This window comes from Streptomyces filipinensis (assembly GCF_014649495.1).
GTDB lineage: Bacteria > Actinomycetota > Actinomycetes > Streptomycetales > Streptomycetaceae > Streptomyces > Streptomyces filipinensis.
The window spans coordinates 83,921-99,903 of the sequence record NZ_BMTD01000009.1; the positions used below are offsets into that span (position 1 = coordinate 83,921).

General features: G+C 71.4%; 16 protein-coding genes and 1 tRNA gene. 12 read left to right on the forward strand and 5 right to left on the reverse strand.

Annotation, left to right across the window (positions count from 1 at the left end; genetic code table 11):
• Window positions 1-16 precede the first annotated feature (16 nt).
• The 8 genes from IE244_RS20870 (at window position 17) to IE244_RS20905 (ending at window position 5,088) form a co-directional block, all read left to right on the forward strand.
• Complete coding sequence (locus IE244_RS20870) at window positions 17-550, forward strand: tRNA adenosine deaminase-associated protein (RefSeq protein ID WP_191875285.1); 534 nt, start codon at window positions 17-19, stop codon at window positions 548-550.
• A 59-nt stretch (window positions 551-609) separates the two neighbouring features.
• The gene (gene tadA, locus IE244_RS20875) at window positions 610-1,041 is read left to right on the forward strand and encodes a tRNA adenosine(34) deaminase TadA (RefSeq protein ID WP_229854264.1); all 432 of its coding nucleotides are present in this window, start codon (window positions 610-612) and stop codon (window positions 1,039-1,041) included.
• 45 nt (window positions 1,042-1,086) lie between these two features.
• A tRNA-Ser gene (locus IE244_RS20880) sits at window positions 1,087-1,171 on the forward strand.
• A 316-nt stretch (window positions 1,172-1,487) separates the two neighbouring features.
• A complete protein-coding gene (locus IE244_RS20885; RefSeq protein WP_031164587.1) occupies window positions 1,488-1,667 on the forward strand; it encodes a hypothetical protein in 180 nt (59 codons plus the stop codon).
• Window positions 1,668-1,677: 10 nt separating this feature from the next.
• Window positions 1,678-1,971 (forward strand): Dabb family protein, encoded by a 294-nt coding sequence (locus tag IE244_RS20890; RefSeq protein ID WP_191875076.1) that lies wholly within the window; start codon window positions 1,678-1,680, stop codon window positions 1,969-1,971.
• A 132-nt stretch (window positions 1,972-2,103) separates the two neighbouring features.
• On the forward strand, window positions 2,104-2,982 hold the full coding sequence (locus IE244_RS20895) for an RNA polymerase sigma factor SigF (protein ID WP_191875077.1): 879 nt from the start codon (window positions 2,104-2,106) through the stop codon (window positions 2,980-2,982).
• A 325-nt stretch (window positions 2,983-3,307) separates the two neighbouring features.
• Window positions 3,308-4,246: an RNA polymerase sigma factor SigF gene (locus IE244_RS20900; RefSeq protein ID WP_031164581.1), complete on the forward strand. Its 939-nt coding sequence runs from the start codon at window positions 3,308-3,310 to the stop codon at window positions 4,244-4,246.
• 104 nt (window positions 4,247-4,350) lie between these two features.
• Window positions 4,351-5,088, forward strand: a complete 738-nt coding sequence (locus tag IE244_RS20905; protein WP_229854252.1) for a hypothetical protein — start codon at window positions 4,351-4,353, stop codon at window positions 5,086-5,088.
• Window positions 5,089-5,104: 16 nt separating this feature from the next.
• Here IE244_RS20905 and IE244_RS20910 read toward each other — a convergent pair whose 3' ends face one another.
• On the reverse strand, window positions 5,105-5,302 hold the full coding sequence (locus IE244_RS20910; RefSeq protein WP_031164577.1) for a hypothetical protein: 198 nt from the start codon (window positions 5,300-5,302) through the stop codon (window positions 5,105-5,107).
• Window positions 5,303-5,507: 205 nt separating this feature from the next.
• Here IE244_RS20910 and IE244_RS20915 point away from each other — a divergent pair, with 205 nt between their 5' ends.
• The 4 genes from IE244_RS20915 to IE244_RS20930 all read left to right on the forward strand — a co-directional run bounded on the left by IE244_RS20915 (window position 5,508) and on the right by IE244_RS20930 (window position 10,026).
• Window positions 5,508-6,014 (forward strand): MarR family winged helix-turn-helix transcriptional regulator, encoded by a 507-nt coding sequence (locus tag IE244_RS20915; RefSeq protein WP_191875079.1) that lies wholly within the window; start codon window positions 5,508-5,510, stop codon window positions 6,012-6,014.
• 85 nt (window positions 6,015-6,099) lie between these two features.
• Window positions 6,100-8,583 carry an MFS transporter gene (locus IE244_RS20920; RefSeq protein ID WP_506005169.1) on the forward strand — a complete coding sequence of 828 codons (2,484 nt, stop codon included), beginning with the start codon at window positions 6,100-6,102 and terminating at the stop codon, window positions 8,581-8,583.
• Between the two features lie 101 nt (window positions 8,584-8,684).
• Complete coding sequence (locus IE244_RS20925) at window positions 8,685-9,506, forward strand: YceI family protein (protein ID WP_191875081.1); 822 nt, start codon at window positions 8,685-8,687, stop codon at window positions 9,504-9,506.
• Between the two features lie 49 nt (window positions 9,507-9,555).
• On the forward strand, window positions 9,556-10,026 hold the full coding sequence (locus tag IE244_RS20930; RefSeq protein WP_191875082.1) for a PPOX class F420-dependent oxidoreductase: 471 nt from the start codon (window positions 9,556-9,558) through the stop codon (window positions 10,024-10,026).
• 20 nt (window positions 10,027-10,046) lie between these two features.
• Here the strand turns inward: IE244_RS20930 and IE244_RS20935 are convergent, their stop codons facing one another.
• The 4 genes from IE244_RS20935 to IE244_RS20950 form a co-directional block, all read right to left on the reverse strand.
• Complete coding sequence (locus IE244_RS20935; protein WP_191875083.1) at window positions 10,047-10,808, reverse strand: TetR/AcrR family transcriptional regulator; 762 nt, start codon at window positions 10,806-10,808, stop codon at window positions 10,047-10,049.
• Between the two features lie 118 nt (window positions 10,809-10,926).
• Window positions 10,927-12,318 (reverse strand): MFS transporter, encoded by a 1,392-nt coding sequence (locus IE244_RS20940; RefSeq protein WP_191875084.1) that lies wholly within the window; start codon window positions 12,316-12,318, stop codon window positions 10,927-10,929.
• 49 nt (window positions 12,319-12,367) lie between these two features.
• Window positions 12,368-14,548, reverse strand: coding sequence for a glycosyltransferase family 39 protein (locus IE244_RS20945; protein WP_191875085.1), 2,181 nt, complete (start codon window positions 14,546-14,548; stop codon window positions 12,368-12,370).
• Window positions 14,545-15,981, reverse strand: coding sequence for a bifunctional glycosyltransferase family 2/GtrA family protein (locus IE244_RS20950; RefSeq protein ID WP_191875086.1), 1,437 nt, complete (start codon window positions 15,979-15,981; stop codon window positions 14,545-14,547). Before IE244_RS20950 ends, IE244_RS20945 begins: the two co-directional genes overlap by 4 nt.
• Window positions 15,982-15,983: the final 2 nt, after the last annotated feature.

The following is a 15,983-nucleotide window of genomic DNA, read 5'->3' on the forward strand; positions in this document are numbered from 1 at the left end:
CAGTGGGAGAGTCACGGTGTACTTCGCCGCACTGCTCGCGCGCACCGAAGACGGGTGGGAAGCGAGCGACACAGAGCTCGACGATGTGGAGACCCTGTCGGATCTGGCCGACCTGGCCCGGGAAGCCTCTCCCGACGACGACACGGTGCTCGTCCTGATCGAGCAGGAGGACGCCTGGTTCGGCGTCGTCCGCGTGGACGGCGAGGACGACCCTCGCATCTACGTCTCGGACGCCGCCGCCGCCCAGCGCAGCGCGTACGGCGAGCTGCTGCTCACCGACGAGCTGCTCGGCCGGGAGCCGGGTGCCGACGACGGCCCCGACCTGGACTCCCTGGACCTCGACGGCACGGAGGACGGCGAGTCCGAGTCCGACGAGGACGACGAGGAGGGCGGCGCCGACGCGGTCCCGCACAGCCCCGTGGGCGACAGCCAGATCCTCGACGACCTGGGCATCAGCGAGAAGGAACTGCGCGCCCTGGACGCCGAGGACGCGCTCAGCTCGATCGCCGAGGCCCTGGGCGCCTCGGAGGTGCTGGAGACCGTCCGCTGACCGCACCACAGGACACGCAGGGCCCCGTGGACCCGGTACGCGACCGCTGGCGGGCCGCGATGCGGCTCGCCCTGGACGAGGCCGAACGGGCCGTCCAGGGCGGGGACGTCCCCGTCGGCGCCGTCGTACTGTCCCCGGACGGCACGACGGTGCTGGCCACCGGGCACAACGAGCGCGAGGCCACCGGTGATCCCACGGCCCACGCGGAGGTCCTCGCGATCCGGCGGGCCGCCGCCCGGCTCGGGGAGTGGCGGCTGGCCGGCTGCACCCTCGTGGTCACCCTGGAGCCGTGCACGATGTGCGCCGGCGCGATCGTCCAGTCCCGGATCGACCGCGTCGTCTACGGCGCACGGGACGACAAGGCGGGCGCGGCGGGCTCGCTCTGGGACGTGATCCGCGACCGGCGGCTCAATCACCGTCCGGAAGTCGTGGAGGGCGTTCTCGCGCCGGAGTGCGCACGGCTTCTCACCGGGTTTTTCCGGGACCGCTGAATTCCGATTTCAAACCACGCCCCACCGTGCTGTAAGGTCTCCCTCGGTAGCGTGTCCGAGCGGCCGAAGGAGCTCGCCTCGAAAGCGAGTGTGGCGCAAGTCACCGAGGGTTCAAATCCCTCCGCTACCGCTCTGAGAAGGGCCCCGTCGAAAGACGGGGCCCTTCGTGCGTCTTGAGGAGGCGACGCGGAGGCAGCGGGTCCTCAAGTGCGCGTCGCCGTCGGGGGGATGCGGCGGCCCGCGCCCCCGCGGTTCGGGCCCGCCCCGCCCCGCGGACTCCTGCCGGACCCGCCGGGTGCCGGCTCAGCCCCGCCCGGCGCCGCCACCGTGGGGGCCCGGCAAAAGACCTTCCGGCGGCGGGCCGTTGGTTCCCAAAAGGGGCGTGAAGGTTACACTCGCCGCCGGCAGCAGGGGGCCCACAGGGCACAAGTACAGGGGAGGCCGCGGTGGCGGTGAACGCCAAGAAGATCGCCGTGTACGTGCTCGTGGTCTTCGCGCTGTACGTGATCATCACGGACCCGGCCAAGGCGGCCGACTACGTCCAGATAGGCTTCGAGGGCATATCGGACGCGGCCAAGGCCATCGGCGACTTCATGACCTGGGTCGCCAACGGAGGAAAGAGCTGAGGTACACCCCATGATCCGCCACCTGGTCCTCTTCAAGCTCAACGAGGGCGTCGAGCGCGACGATCCGCGAGTCGTGGCGGGTGTGGAGGCCTTCCGGGCGCTCGGCGGCCAGATCGAGGAGCTGCGCTTCTGGGAGTGCGGCTGGAACACCAGCGACCGGCCGATCGCCTACGACTTCGCGATCAACTCGGCGGTCGAGGACACCGCCGCCCTCCAGCGCTACCTGGAGCACCCGGCCCATCAGGCGGGCGTCGCGCTGTGGCGCGAGTTCGCCACGTGGGTGATCGCCGACTACGAATTCTGAGTCCCCCGCGCTCCCAGCCCTCCGCCGGTACGGCGGGGGGCTTTCCTGTGTTTTATGCCCCAACTTGGCATTGTTTGAGCACAACACGGCGTTATGCGGTGCTTGCACACAGTGCACATCTCTTGTGATGCTATGACCACTTTTGACGGATGCTTGATCGATGAAGAGGTGGCGTTGACCGTGTCGGCCAGTACTGCGCCGCCCCAGGAGGAGGCGGCCGCCCCCGCCCCCGCGGCCCCCGAGAAGCGGCGCGGCGCCGACACCCGAGCCCTGACCCAGGTGCTCTTCGCGGAGCTGAAGGAGCTCACGCCGGGCACGCCGGAGCACAACCGGGTACGGGGGACGCTGATCGAGGCCAACCTCCCGCTGGTGCGCTACGCGGCCGCCCGCTTCCGCTCCCGCAACGAACCGATGGAGGACGTGATCCAGGTCGGCACCATCGGCCTGATCAACGCCATCGACCGCTTCGACCCGGACCGGGGCGTGCAGTTCCCCACCTTCGCGATGCCGACCGTGGTCGGCGAGATCAAGCGTTACTTCCGGGACAACGTCCGCACGGTCCACGTGCCCCGCCGGCTGCACGAGCTGTGGGTGCAGGTCAACAGCGCCACCGAGGACCTCACCACGCTCTTCGGCCGCTCGCCGAGCACGGCCGAGATCGCCGAGCGGCTGCGGATCAGCGAGGAGGAGGTGCTGGGCTGCATCGAGGCGGGGCGCTCCTACCACGCCACCTCGCTGGAGGCCGCGCAGGAGGGCGACGGGCTGCCCGGCCTGCTGGACCGGATCGGCTACGAGGACCCGGCCCTGGACGGCGTGGAACACCGCGACCTGGTCCGGCACCTGCTCGTACAACTCCCCGAACGCGAACAGAGAATCCTTCTCCTGCGCTACTACAGCAATCTCACCCAGTCACAGATCAGCGCCGAACTCGGCGTGTCCCAGATGCATGTCTCCCGGCTCCTCGCCCGAAGCTTCCAGCGGTTGCGCTCCGCGAATCGCATCGACGCATAGAAGGACGCAGGGGAAGCACAGCAGGCGCACGGGAGCACAGTCGGGAACACCCCCTGCATCGCAAACCCGCTCGATCCATCACCGCCACGAGCGAATCGCTCACCTGCGCAGATGCCGACAGTTGAGCCCCGAAAAAGCGTCAGACCCCTTCTTTCCAGGGCGGATTCGCAACTTGCATGTCGACATGTCACTACAGCGTGTTGCCGACATGTGACATTCTGCCGGAGACGCGTTTGCCGGGCCTTCGGCTCCGGTATTCAGGTGAAGGCTGCGTTGCTCGAAAGACGACGCCGCCCCGACCGTCCCGCGACCCAAAGGGGGTGGCATGTCCGCAGACCAGGGCAGCTCGAAGGTGCTGACGCCCGCGAAGAGCGAGGCTGCACCCAAGGAGCTCGACGCTTTCGACGTCCTCGACGGCATCGAGGGCGTCACGGCCCTCGATGCCGTGCCGGCCCCGCCCGCCCAGGCGGCCGCCGACGCTCCGGCCCCGCCGGCCTCGGGGGACATCGACACCCGCACCCTGTCCCGCTCCCTGTTCCTGCGGCTCGCCGCACTCGACGAGGACAGCCCCGAGCGGGCCTATGTGCGGGACACACTGATCGAGCTGAACCTGCCGCTGGTCCGCTACGCGGCCGCGCGCTTCCGCTCCCGCAACGAACCGATGGAGGACATCGTCCAGGTCGGCACCATCGGCCTGATCAAGGCGATCGACCGCTTCGACTGCGAACGGGGCGTGGAGTTCCCGACGTTCGCGATGCCGACGGTGGTCGGCGAGATCAAGCGCTTCTTCCGCGACACCTCCTGGTCGGTCCGCGTCCCGCGCCGCCTGCAGGAGCTGCGCCTGGCCCTGACCAAGGCCAGTGACGAGCTGTCCCAGAAGCTGGACCGCTCCCCGACGGTGACGGAGCTGGCCGCCGTGCTCGGCGTCTCCGAGGAGGACGTGGTCGACGGCCTCGCGGTCGGCAACGCCTACACCGCCTCCTCGCTGGACTCCCCCGCGCCCGAGGACGACGGAGGCGAGGGCTCCCTGGCCGACCGGCTCGGCTACGAGGACACGGCCCTGGAGGGCGTGGAGTACCGCGAGTCCCTGAAGCCCCTGCTGGCCAAGCTCCCGCCCCGGGAGCGCCGGATCATCATGCTGCGGTTCTTCGCCAACATGACCCAGTCGCAGATCGGCGAGGAGGTCGGCATCTCCCAGATGCACGTCTCCCGGCTGCTGACCCGGACCCTGGCCCAGCTGCGGGAGGGCCTGATCTCCGACTGACCCTTCATTTCTGATGACCCGTCAGCCACACTGGCCCGATGCTGCGAGCGACAGGGTCGGGCGGGGCGGCGGGCACGACATGGACACGTGGCCGCCGAGGCGCCGTGACGGCAGCGTCGGCGGCCGTCGTCGTCCTGGGCGGGGTACTGGCCGCGTGCGCGGGCCACGGCCCGGGAGGCGGTTATGTCGCGGTCGGCTCGGCGGGCGGTCCCCAGAAGCAGGGTGCGGCGAGCGCGCCGACGGGCTCGGTGTCGCTGGTGCCGCTCGACGGCGGACACGCAAAGGGCGCCGGCGGAGCCGGCAACTCACCGGCACGCGCGCCCGGTTCCACACCCTGGCCGAGCGGCGGGCCACCCACCGCCGACGGCTCGGAGCGGTCCACACCGTCACCGGACACGCCGACCCCGCCCACGCCGAATCCGTCCATGCCGGACCCCTCCGGCCACACCGGCGGCGAGCGCGGCGGCGCGGGCGGCCGTACGACGTCTCCCGGCCCCTCGCCCGCCCCAACTCCCGGCCGCAGCACGGCTCCCGCGCCCGGCGACCTCTCCTGGGGCAGGCCGGTGACCGAGGCCACGGATCAGCGCTGGTGCCAGAAGGTGACCGTCGCCTTCCACAACGTGGGCGGCGTGGCGGTGCGTTCGGGCTCGGTGAGTTTCGGGACGCACATCATCGGTGCGCTCGGTATCGACTGGGGGACGGTCACCTCGACGGTGGGCCTCCCGGCGCCGATCGCCCCGGGCGCGCGCGAGCACCCCGCCTGGACGGTGTGCGTCGACGCCTGGCGCGTGCCGCTCGGCATGCACATCGAGACGCGGGACGTGTCCGTCCGGTGGAGCTGAGCGCCGCGGGCGCGCGCTACTTCAGCGCCAGCCAGGCGACGCCGGCCACCACGGCCAGGGCCACGATGACGCCGATGATCACGCCGATGCGGGGACCGGAGGGAGCGGCCGCCTGCGGCTGGCGTCCCTGCGGAGCCTCGTCGACGAACGCGCGGAACATCTGGGTGCTGCCGGCGGGGTCGTAATTGCCCTGGGGGCCCTGGGTGTTAGCCATGGCCCGAGACACTAGCGAATCCACGTGACCGACCCAAGTGCGGGGCCACCGGGACAGACGGGGGCAGCTCACACGCACCCGCCTGCGTATTTACGGTAGCAACACTTGCCTTTGCCAAGTTTTTGCGTCTCGGGACCCCGATTTGTTTGCCTGCAGCAACCAAACGTCGTTATGGTTGCCCCAAGCAACGAATACGGGAGGTGTGATGGCCGAGCAGACGCAGTTCGAAGAGCTGGCGCGTCAGCTCAGTGCCGTCGGGGCCGTGAAACGGGACATGGGGCGGATCCTGCCGCCCGACTGCCCGGCCGGCTCGGCCGCCGTGCTGACCCTGCTCGGCCGCCACGGAGACATGCGCATGAGCAAGCTCGCCGAGCTGCTGGCCGTGGACATGTCGGTCACCAGCCGGCATGTGGCGCACGTCGCCGCGCGCGGCTGGATCGAGCGGCACCCGGACCCGGCGGACAAGCGCTCGCGCATCCTGCGCCTGACGCCGGCCGGCCTGGAGCAGCTCGACGAGCTGTCCCGGCGGACCACGCATCTGCTCGCCGAGCGGCTCGCCGACTGGACCGACGACGAGGTGGCCCAGCTGATCCGGCTGATGACCCGCCTGCGCGAGTCCTTCGGCGACTGCCGGTCCACCGCGTTCCGGCTCCCGGTCCCCGTGACCGCTCCCGTAGTCGAAGAGACCACCCGTACACCCGCAAGCACGTAGGAAAAGGAAGCCCATGGCAACGACCACACCAGCCGGTGTGCGGGCTCACGCCAAGCACGGGGGAGGCTCCGCGGAGCACGCCCCCATGACGCACCGGCAGATCATGGAGGCGCTGTCCGGCCTGCTGCTGGGCCTGTTCGCCGCCATCCTCTCCTCGACGATCGTCACCAACGCACTGCCGACGATCATCAAGGACCTGGGGGGCGGCCAGTCCGCCTACACCTGGGTCGTCACCGCGGCGCTGCTCGCCATGACGGCCTCCGTGCCGCTGTGGGGCAAGCTCGCCGACCTGGTCAGCAAGAAGGCGCTCGTCCAGATATCCCTGGTCATCTATGTCGCGGGCTCGGTCATCGCCGGCCTCGCGCAGAGCCCGGCGATGCTGATCAGCGCCCGTGTGGTGCAGGGCCTCGGCGCCGGCGGTCTGTCCGCCCTGGTGCAGGTCATCATGGCCGCGATGATCTCCCCGCGCGAGCGCGGCCGTTACTCCGGCTACACCGGTGCCACCTTCGCCGTGGCCACCGTCGGCGGTCCGCTGCTCGGCGGTGTCATCACCGACACCGACTGGCTCGGCTGGCGCTACTGCCTGTTCGTCGGAATCCCCTTCGCGCTGATCGCGCTCGTCGTGCTGCAGAAGACCCTGCACCTGCCGGTCGCCAAGCGTCAGGTCAAGGTGGACTGGCTCGGCGCGTTCTTCATCACCGCCGCCGCCTCGCTGCTGCTGATCTGGGTGACCTTCGCCAACGACAAGTACGACTGGCTGTCCTGGCAGACGTACACGATGGTGGGCGGCACGCTCGTGCTGACGCTGCTGTTCGTGTTCACCGAGACCAAGGCCTCCGAGCCGATCATCCCGCTGCGCCTGTTCCGCAACCGCACCATCTCGCTGGCCTCGCTGGCCTCGCTGTTCGTCGGTGTCGGCATGTACTCGGGCACCGTCTTCTTCTCGCAGTACTTCCAGCTGGCCCGCGACAAGTCGCCGACGATGTCCGGCGTCATGACCATTCCGATGATCGGCGGTCTGTTCGTCGCGTCCATGGTCTCCGGCCGGTTCATCACCAGCACCGGACGCTGGAAGGGCTGGCTCGTCGCCGGCGGTGTCTCCCTCACGGCGGGCCTGGCTCTGCTCGGCCTGATGCGCTACGACACCCCGTACTGGGAGTTGTCCGTCTACATGGCGCTGCTGGGCATCGGCGTCGGCATGATGATGCAGAACCTGGTGCTGTCCACGCAGAACCAGGTCGCCCCGGCGGACCTGGGCGCCGCCTCCTCCGTGGTGAGCTTCTTCCGCTCCCTCGGCGGTGCGGTCGGCGTCGGCGTGCTCGGCTCGGTGATGTCGGAGCGCATCACGCACTACGCCAAGGACTCCATCACGGACCTGAGCCCGAAGGCGCGGATGGCCGCGGCGAAGGCCGTGGGCGGCGGCGACCTGCCCGACATGAACGCGCTGCCCAAGCCGGTCCGCACCTGGCTGGAGGGCGCCTACGGCCACGGCATCGCGGACGTCTTCCTCTACGCCGCCCCCTTCGCCCTGATCGCGTTCTTCACGGTGCTGTTCATCAAGGAGGTCCCGCTGCGGACGACCGGCGCGCTGGCCCAGGCCGCGCAGGAGAAGGCCGGAGCCGTCGCGGAAGCCGCCACCCCCGTCGAGACCATGCCGGAGACCACCGTGCAGGAGCCCGTCCAGGAGAACGTGCCCAGCTGGGCCGAGCCCGTCGTCGCGGCGGACCGCTTCCAGGAGACGCCGGCCACCGCTACCGCCACCCGGCAGCTGACCGCCCTCGCCACGCTCGCCGAGCCCGGCACCGGCGGCGGCACCCCGGTGCACGGCTTCGTCCGCGGCGCCGAGAGCGCCCCGGTCCCGCGGGCCGCGGTCACCCTGATCTCGCTGTCCGGCCGCCAGCTGGGCCGCGCGGTCGCCCAGGCCGACGGCGCCTACCTCGTCGACGCCCCGGGCACCGGCAGTTACGTCCTGATCGCCTCCGCCGACGGCTACCAGCCACAGGCCTCCACCATCGTGGTCGGCGAGGAGCCGCTGCCGTACGACATCCTGCTCAGCGGCACCAGCGGGCTGACCGGTGTGGTCCGGGCCGCCGGGAGCGCGCTGCCGGTGAAGGACGCCATGGTGATCGTCACCGACGTCCGCGGTGATCTGCTGGCCACCGCCGCCACCGGCGAGCAGGGCGACTTCGCCTTCGGCGACCTGGTGCCGGGCGCGGTGACCGTAGCCGTCAACGCGAACGGGTTCCGGCCGCGTGCGCTGCCGGTCGAGGTCCGTGCCACCGGGGTCACCCGGATCGAGGTCGACCTGGACGCCGGCGCCCGTCTCCAGGGTGTCGTCAAGGCCCCGCACGGTCCGCTGGCCGACGCCCGCGTGACCCTCGTCGACCAGGCGGGCAACGTGGTCGGCACCGCCACCACCGGCGCGGACGGCGCGTACGCCTTCACCGACCTGGACGGCGGCGAGTACACCGTCATCGCGACCGGCTACCCGCCGGTGGCGACGGCCCTGACGGTCGTGGGCGCCGGAGCCGACGGCCACGACATCCAGCTCGCCCACCCCGGCGAGTAGTTCCACCCGGCCCGTGGCGGGGCACGCTCCGAGCGGAGGTGCCCTGGCCGCGGGCCGGTCTCATACGACCATTTTGTAAGGCTTTGCAGGGAGAAAACGGGATGGGACTGACCGCGAAGATCCGTACGCGGGACGGGTGGGCCGTGTCGCACGCGGTCGTCACGGTGACCGACATGACCGGTACGCAGGTGCTGCGGGCCGAGGCGGACACCGAGGGAGCCGTACGGGATGCCACCGAGCTGGCGCCGGGCGCCTACACGGTGATCGTGACGGCCGTCGGTTACGCGCCCGCCGCCTCCAGCGCCATCGTCACCGCGAGCGGCCGGGCCGAGGTCGGCGCGGTCACGCTGGCCCGGCAGGGCGGCACCGAACTGCCGCCGCCCGGGCCCTGGACCATCGACCCGGTGCACTCCTCCGTCGCCGCGGTCGCCCAGCACCTGGGGATCTCCAGCGTGCACGGCCGGTTCGCGGAGTTCGGCGGCACGATCGAGATCGCGCCCGACGACGTCACCAAGTCCCGTGTGGAAGCGGTGATCAGGGCCGCGTCCATCGACACGGGCAACGGCATGCGCGACGGGCATCTGAAGTCCGCGGACTTCCTCGATGTCGAGCAGCACCCGGAGATCACCTACCGCTCGACGGGCCTGACCCAGGCGGGCTCCGACCGCTGGACGGTCCACGGGGAGCTGTCCATGCACGGGGTCGTACGGCCGGTGGACCTGGACCTGGCCTACCTCGGCACAGGCGCCGACCCGTGGGGCGGCACGCGCGCCGCGTTCCGGGCCACGGCCGAACTGCACCGCGAGGACTTCGCGATGAACTACAACCAGGTCCTGCAGGCGGGTATCGCGGCGATCGGTACGACGCTGAAGGTCGAGCTGGACATCCAGGCGGTGCAGGGCGACGCGCTGCCCCAGGCGTAGGCACGGCAGGGTCAGCCACCGGGGCAGGCGCTGCCCCTAGGCTGCCCCCATGGCACCGAACATCGCGACCAACACACGCGTATCGCTGGACGAGTTGCTGGACTTCGTACGCCCCCGCCACCGTGCCCTGCTGATCACCCGCCGGGCCGACGGTGGCCCCCAGGCGTCCCCGCTGACCTGCGGCGTCGACGACTCGGGCCGGATCGTCGTGTCGACCTACCCCGAGCGCGCCAAGACCCGCAACGCCAAGCGCGACCCCCGGGTCAGCCTGGTCGTCCTGAGCGACGACTGGAACGGCCCCTGGGTCCAGATCGACGGCACCGCCGAGGTCGTCGACACCCCCGACGCGGTGGAACCGCTGGTCGAGTACTACCGCAACATCGCCGGCGAACACCCCGACTGGGACGAGTACCGCCAGGCGATGGCCAGGCAGGGCAAGTCGATCATCCGGGTGACCCCGCAGCGGTGGGGGCCGGTGGCCACCGGGGGATTCCCGGCCCGGCCGGCCCCGCAGGACTGACCCGGGCCGTCGGAAAGCGGTCAGCCGCGTTCGACCATCGCCTCGATACCGGCGATCAGCAGGTCCAGGGCGTAGGTGAAGTCCCGGTCCAGCATCTCGTCGACCGTGTCCCCGCCGCGGGCCGCCAGGAGGTCCTTCGACTCCTCGATGACCTCGGCGGTCCCCGGTGCCTCGGCCACCTGGGCCATGGCCTGTCGGTGGTACTCGTCGGCGCTCAGTCCGGTGTCCGCTATCCGGGCGGTGAAGTGGGCCTCGATCGTGCCGAAGCCGTACACGAACTGGAAGACGGCCGAGATCGCCCCCGTCACCCCGCGCGCGGGCAGCCCGGCCCGGCGGACGACCTGCTGGACGGCGCGGGAGAAGGCCAGCGAGTTCGGGCCGATGTTGAGATAGCGCCCGGCCAGCGGCGACAGCCAGGGGTGGCGCACGAGCAGCGCCCGGTACTCGGTGGCCAGCCCGCGCAGTTGCCGGCGCCAGTCCTCGCCGTCGGCATCCGGATCGGGCAGCCGCAGCTCGCCGAACGCCACGTCCAGAGCGAGTTCCAGCAGGTCGTCCTTGGTGTCGACGTACCAGTACAGGGACATCGCGGTGACGTTCAGCTCGCCGGCCAGCCGCCGCATGGAGAACTTGGCGAGCCCTTCGGCGTCCAGCAGCCGTACGGACACGGAGGTGATCCGCTCACGGTCGAGCCCGGAGGGCTGACCGCCGCTGCGGCCGCCCCGGCGGGTCTTCTCCTCCAGCCACACACTGGTCCGCGGAGACCGACCTGCTTCCTTCACCACCGGCCCACCTTTCTGATGTCCGCCCACGGGTCCAACTTAAGGGGCACGGGGCGGTATCCCTACGCGGCCACCGCCGTCCGGGCGCGACCAGCCGCGCCCTGCCCATCCCCCCGGACACTCAGGCGGCCACCCGCTCCGCCCGGCGCAGCAACACCGCCGCCAGGAGCCCCCCGAGCAGCACGGCGACGGCCCCCACCAACTGACCCGCGCCCAGCCCGGCGGACAGCGACCGCCCCGACGCGACGGAAGAGCTGAGCACAGCGCCCAGCACGGCGACACCGAGACCGTTGCCGAACTCGGCCAGCGTTCCGTTGAGCCCGGCCCCCACGCCCGCCCTCTCCGGAGGGATCGCGCTCATGATGGCGTGGGCCATCGCCGGGTTGGCGACGGCGCACCCCGCGCCGATCAGCAGCAGCCCCAGCAGGGTCCCCGCATAGCCCCCGGAGTCCACCTCGGCGATCGCCACCAGCCCCGCCGACATCAGCACCATCCCGAGTGCGATGGAAGCCGGTGCACCCAGCCGGCCGGAGCACTTCGCCGACAGGCCGGTGAAGTTCAGCAGCACCACCGTCAGGGCCAGCGGAGCGGTCCGCAGGCCCGCCTCCAGCGGCCCGTACCCGAGCACGGACTGCAGGTGCTGGGTCAGCAGGAACAGCGCCCCGCCCATGCCGAACATGAGGAGCACGACCCCGGCGACCGAACCGGTGGACCGCCGGTCCCGGAAGAAGTGCAGGTCGAGCATCGGCTCGGCGACCCTGCCCTCCCACCAGGCGAACAGGGACAGCACCACGACCGCCACGGCCGCCAGAGCGAGCACGCGCGGTGAGGTCCAGCCGTGGACGGGGCCGGAGATGATCGCGTACACGAGCGAGGCCATGCCGAGGGTGGACAGCAGCGCGCCGAGCAGGTCGGGCCGGTCGCCGCGCGGGTTCTTCGACTCCGGGACCAGGGCCACCACCGCGACGGTGCCCAGCACCGCCACCGGGATGTTGATCAGGAAGATCGCACCCCACCAGAAGTGGTTGAGCACGAATCCGCCGATCAGGGGGCCGCCCGCGAAGCCGAGGGCGTTGACCGCGCTCCAGATGGCGATCGACTTCGGCTGCTCCTCGGGCGTGAAGATCTGCATCGCCACGGCGAGCGTGGTGGTCATCAGCAGCGCGCCGCCGATGCCCATGCCCGCCCGCGCGGCGATCAACTGGCCGGTGGATCCGGCGAGTCCGGCCACCAGGGAGCCGGTGCCGAACAGGGCGAGGCCCGCGACCAGCATCTTCTTCCGGCCGTAGCGGTCGGCCGCGCTGCCCGCGGTGAGCAGCAGACCGGACTGCACCAGGGAGTAGGCGTTGATCATCCACTGGATGTCGGACGTGGCCGCGTGCAGCTCGCGGGTGAGCGAGGGGATGGCCACGTTCAGGACGGTGTTGTCGAGCAGCACGGTGAGCTGGGCGAGGCAGATGACGCCGAGGATCAGCCAGCGCTGGGGATGGCCTGAGGACGTGGACGCAGACATGTTGTACACCGTATAGGCCTAGCTATACGGTGTACAACACGGTTTCCCGTCAGCTCTTCTTCCGCGTGAGGTCGTAGAAGGTGGCCGAACCGGCCGTCACCTTCTCGAAGGTGTTCCGGACCCACGAGGTGATCTGCGAGGCCGTACCGCTGTCGCCTCCGCCCGCCCCGCCGAAGCCGCCGCCCGCGATGAAGTAGTGGATCCTGCCCTCGGCCACGTACTTCTTGAACCGCGCCAGGGTCGGGGACGGGTCGGTGCCGTTGAAGCCGCCGATCGCCATCACCGGGTCACCGGTGGCGAGCTGGTAGCTGGCCGCGTTCTGGGAGCCGATGGACGCGGCGACCCAGGTGTACTGCGAGGCGTCCTTCTCCAGCAGCTTCCCGGCGGCCGACGACACGTTCGCGCCGTTCAGCAGACCGCCGGCGCCACCGCCCATGCCGCCCCCGCCCATCCGGCCGCCGCCGGGGAAGCCGTTGCCGTTCTGCGGGTTGCGGCCCGGCAGGCCACCGCCGAAGCCGCCGCCCGGGAAGCCGTTGCCGTTCCGCCCGCCCGGCCTCCCCGGCCCGCCGTTCTGCCCCGGCCGGCCCTGGCCGTTCTGGCCCTGCCGGCCGGGCATGCCGCCGCCGAAGCCGCCGCGGGTACCGCCACCGCCGGGCCCCCCGGCGCCGAAGCCCCTCACGCTCGCGCCCGCCGGACCCGCCGTCGGGAGGGAGCCGGTGTGCGCGGAGCCGACCGTGCTGAGGGTGTACGCCGTCGGCCCGGCGAGCGCGGCCACCAGGCCCACGGCCGCCGCCCCGAGGGCCGGCCGGCGGGGGATCCGGCCGGCGAAGACCAGGCCCAGCGCGGCCGCCAGACCGCCGACCAGCACCAGCCACCTCAGCCAGGGGAGATAGCCGGAGGTGCGGTCGAGCAGGACGTACCCCCAGGCCGCCGCGGCCACGACGGACGCGGCGAGGGTGATCGACGCCCAGGTCTGCCCGCGCTTTTCCCACAGCAGCCCGGAGCCCATGCCGACGACGGCCGCCACGTAGGGCGCGAGGGCCACCGTGTAGTACTGGTGGAAGATGCCCGCCATGTAGCTGAAGACCACCATGGTGATCAGCAGCGAGCCGCCCCACACCAGGAACGAGGCCCGGGTGACCGACGTCCGCCTCAGCTTCCGGGTGGCCACCAGGCCCGCGACCAGCAGGATCAGCGCGGCCGGCAGCAGCCAGGAGATCTGGCTGCCGATCTCGGAGTTGAACATCCTGTCCCAGCCGGTCGCGCCCCAGCGCCCCGACCCGTTGCCCCCGCCCCCACCCCCGCCCCCGACGCTGCCGGTCTCGTCGCCGCTGATGCGGCCGAGGCCGTTGTAGCCGAAGGTCAGCTCAAGGAAGCTGTTGTTCTGCGAACCGCCGATGTAGGGGCGGGAGGAGGCCGGCCACAGCTCGACGACCACCACCCACCAGCCGCCGGAGACGACCAGCACGACGGTCGCCAGCCCCAGCTGGACCAGCCGCCTGCGCAGCCTCACCGGACCGCAGACGGCGTAGACGAGCGCCAGCGGTGGCAGGATCAGAAACGCCTGCAAGGTCTTGGCGAGGAACGCGAAACCGATCGCGGCCCCGGCCCACACGAGCCACCCGGTCCGGCCGTCCTCCACGGCCCGTATGACGAAGTAGCAGGCCAGCGCCATCAGCAGGGCCAGCATCGCGTCCGGGTTGTTGAACCGGAACATCAGCGCCGCGACCGGGGTGAGCGCGAGCACCGCACCCGCGACCAGCCCCGCCACCGGACCGAACCGGCGCCGGACGGCCGCGTAGACGACCGCCACCGTGCCGACGCCCATGAGGACTTCGGGCGCGAGGATCGCCCAGGAGTTCAGGCCGAAGATCCGGACCGACAGCTCCATCGGCCACAGGAAGGCCGAGGGCTTGTCGACGGTGATGGCGTTGCCCGCGTCCAGCGAACCGAAGAAGAACGCCTTCCAGGACCTGCTGCCCGCCTGTACGGCCGCCGAGTAGAAGGAGTTGGCGTAACCGGAGGCGCTGAGGTCGTACAGGTAGAGCAGGAGGGTGGCGGCCAGCTGGCCGAGGAGGGCCGGGCGCGCCCAGCGCGGGTCCTCGGGCCGGCCGCGCCACAGTCTGCGCGGGAACGGCCCCCCGGGCTCGCCGGCCCCTCTGGAGGGCGGGGGCGGTCCCCACACCGTGGGGTTGTCCTGCTGCGCCGGCGGGTCGTAGTGGGTGGTCATCGGGGATCCCCCGGGTCCGTGTCGTGAGGGCGTACCGGCTGCAGTCGCACGGTGGCGTCCCTCCAGCTGCCGTCCGCGGCTTCACCGGCGCGGACCTGGGTGGTCGGGTGCGGCTGGTACGGCCGCTGGTACGGCACCGGCCGCTGCGGCAGCGGTACGTGCGGAGCCGTCGTGCGGTGCGCGGCGGCGGTCTCCTCCCGGTCCGGGAAGACCCAGGCGCGGAAGAGCAGGAACCGCAGCACGGTCGCGGCGAGGTTGGCGGCGATGAGCACCGCCAGCTCGGTGGAGTGCGCCGGGTTGTCGCTGGCCGCGTTGAGGGCGGCCAGCGAGCCGCTGGTCAGCGCGAGACCGATACCGAAGACGACCAGGCCCTGCGCCTGGTGCCGTACGGCCCCGCCCCGTCCGCGCACCCCGAAGGTGAGCCGGCGGTTGGCGGCCGTGTTGGCGACCGCGGAGACCAGCAGCGCGAGGGCGTTGGCGACCTGGGAGCCGGAGAACTGCCGGAAGACGCCGTAGAGCAGGAGATAGAACAGGGTCGACAGACCGCCCACGACACAGAACCCGACGAGCTGCCGGGCCAGTCCCTTGGGGACGTTGGTCAGATCGCGGTCGCGCGGGTCGTCACCGAAGGGCCGGGTGAGCCGGTCCAGCGGCAGCGAACCGGTGGCCAGTGCCCTGCCGACCCGCCAGACGCCCCTGAGGTCGTCGGTCGCGGTCTTCACGATGTGCACGGTCGAGTCGGGGTCGTCGACCCAGTCGACCGGCACCTCGTGGATCCTGAGCCCCGCCCGCTCGGCGAGCACCAGCATCTCGGTGTCGAAGAACCAGCCGGTGTCCTCCACCAGCGGCAGCAGCACCTGCGCCACGTCCCGCCGGATGGCCTTGAAGCCGCACTGCGCGTCGGAGAAGCGGGCCTGCAGGGAGCCGCGCAGGATGAGGTTGTAGGCCCGGCTGATGAACTCCCGCTTGGGGCCGCGGACGACCCGGGAACTGCGGGTGAGCCGGGAGCCGATCGCGAGGTCCGAGTGGCCGGAGATCAGCGGTGCCACCAGCGGCAGCAGGGCGTTGAGGTCGGTGGACAGGTCGACGTCCATGTAGGCGAGGATCGGCGCCTCGGACGCGGACCACACGGTCCGCAGCGCCCGCCCCCGCCCCTTCTGTTCCAGGCGGAAGTTGACGACCTCGGGGATCTCCGCCTCCAGCCGCGCCGCCACCAGCGCGGTGGTGTCCGTGGACGCGTTGTCCGCGATCGTGATGCGGAAGGCGTACGGGAAGGTGCGCGTCAGGTGTGCGTGCAGTCTGCGGACGCACGGCTGGAGGTCCTTCTCCTCGTTGTAGACGGGGATCACTACGTCCAGGACAGGCGTACCGGCGTCTCCGGCCGGGAGGTGCTCCCGCGCCGGCAGGGTGCCGGGAGAAGAGTCGGTTCGCATGG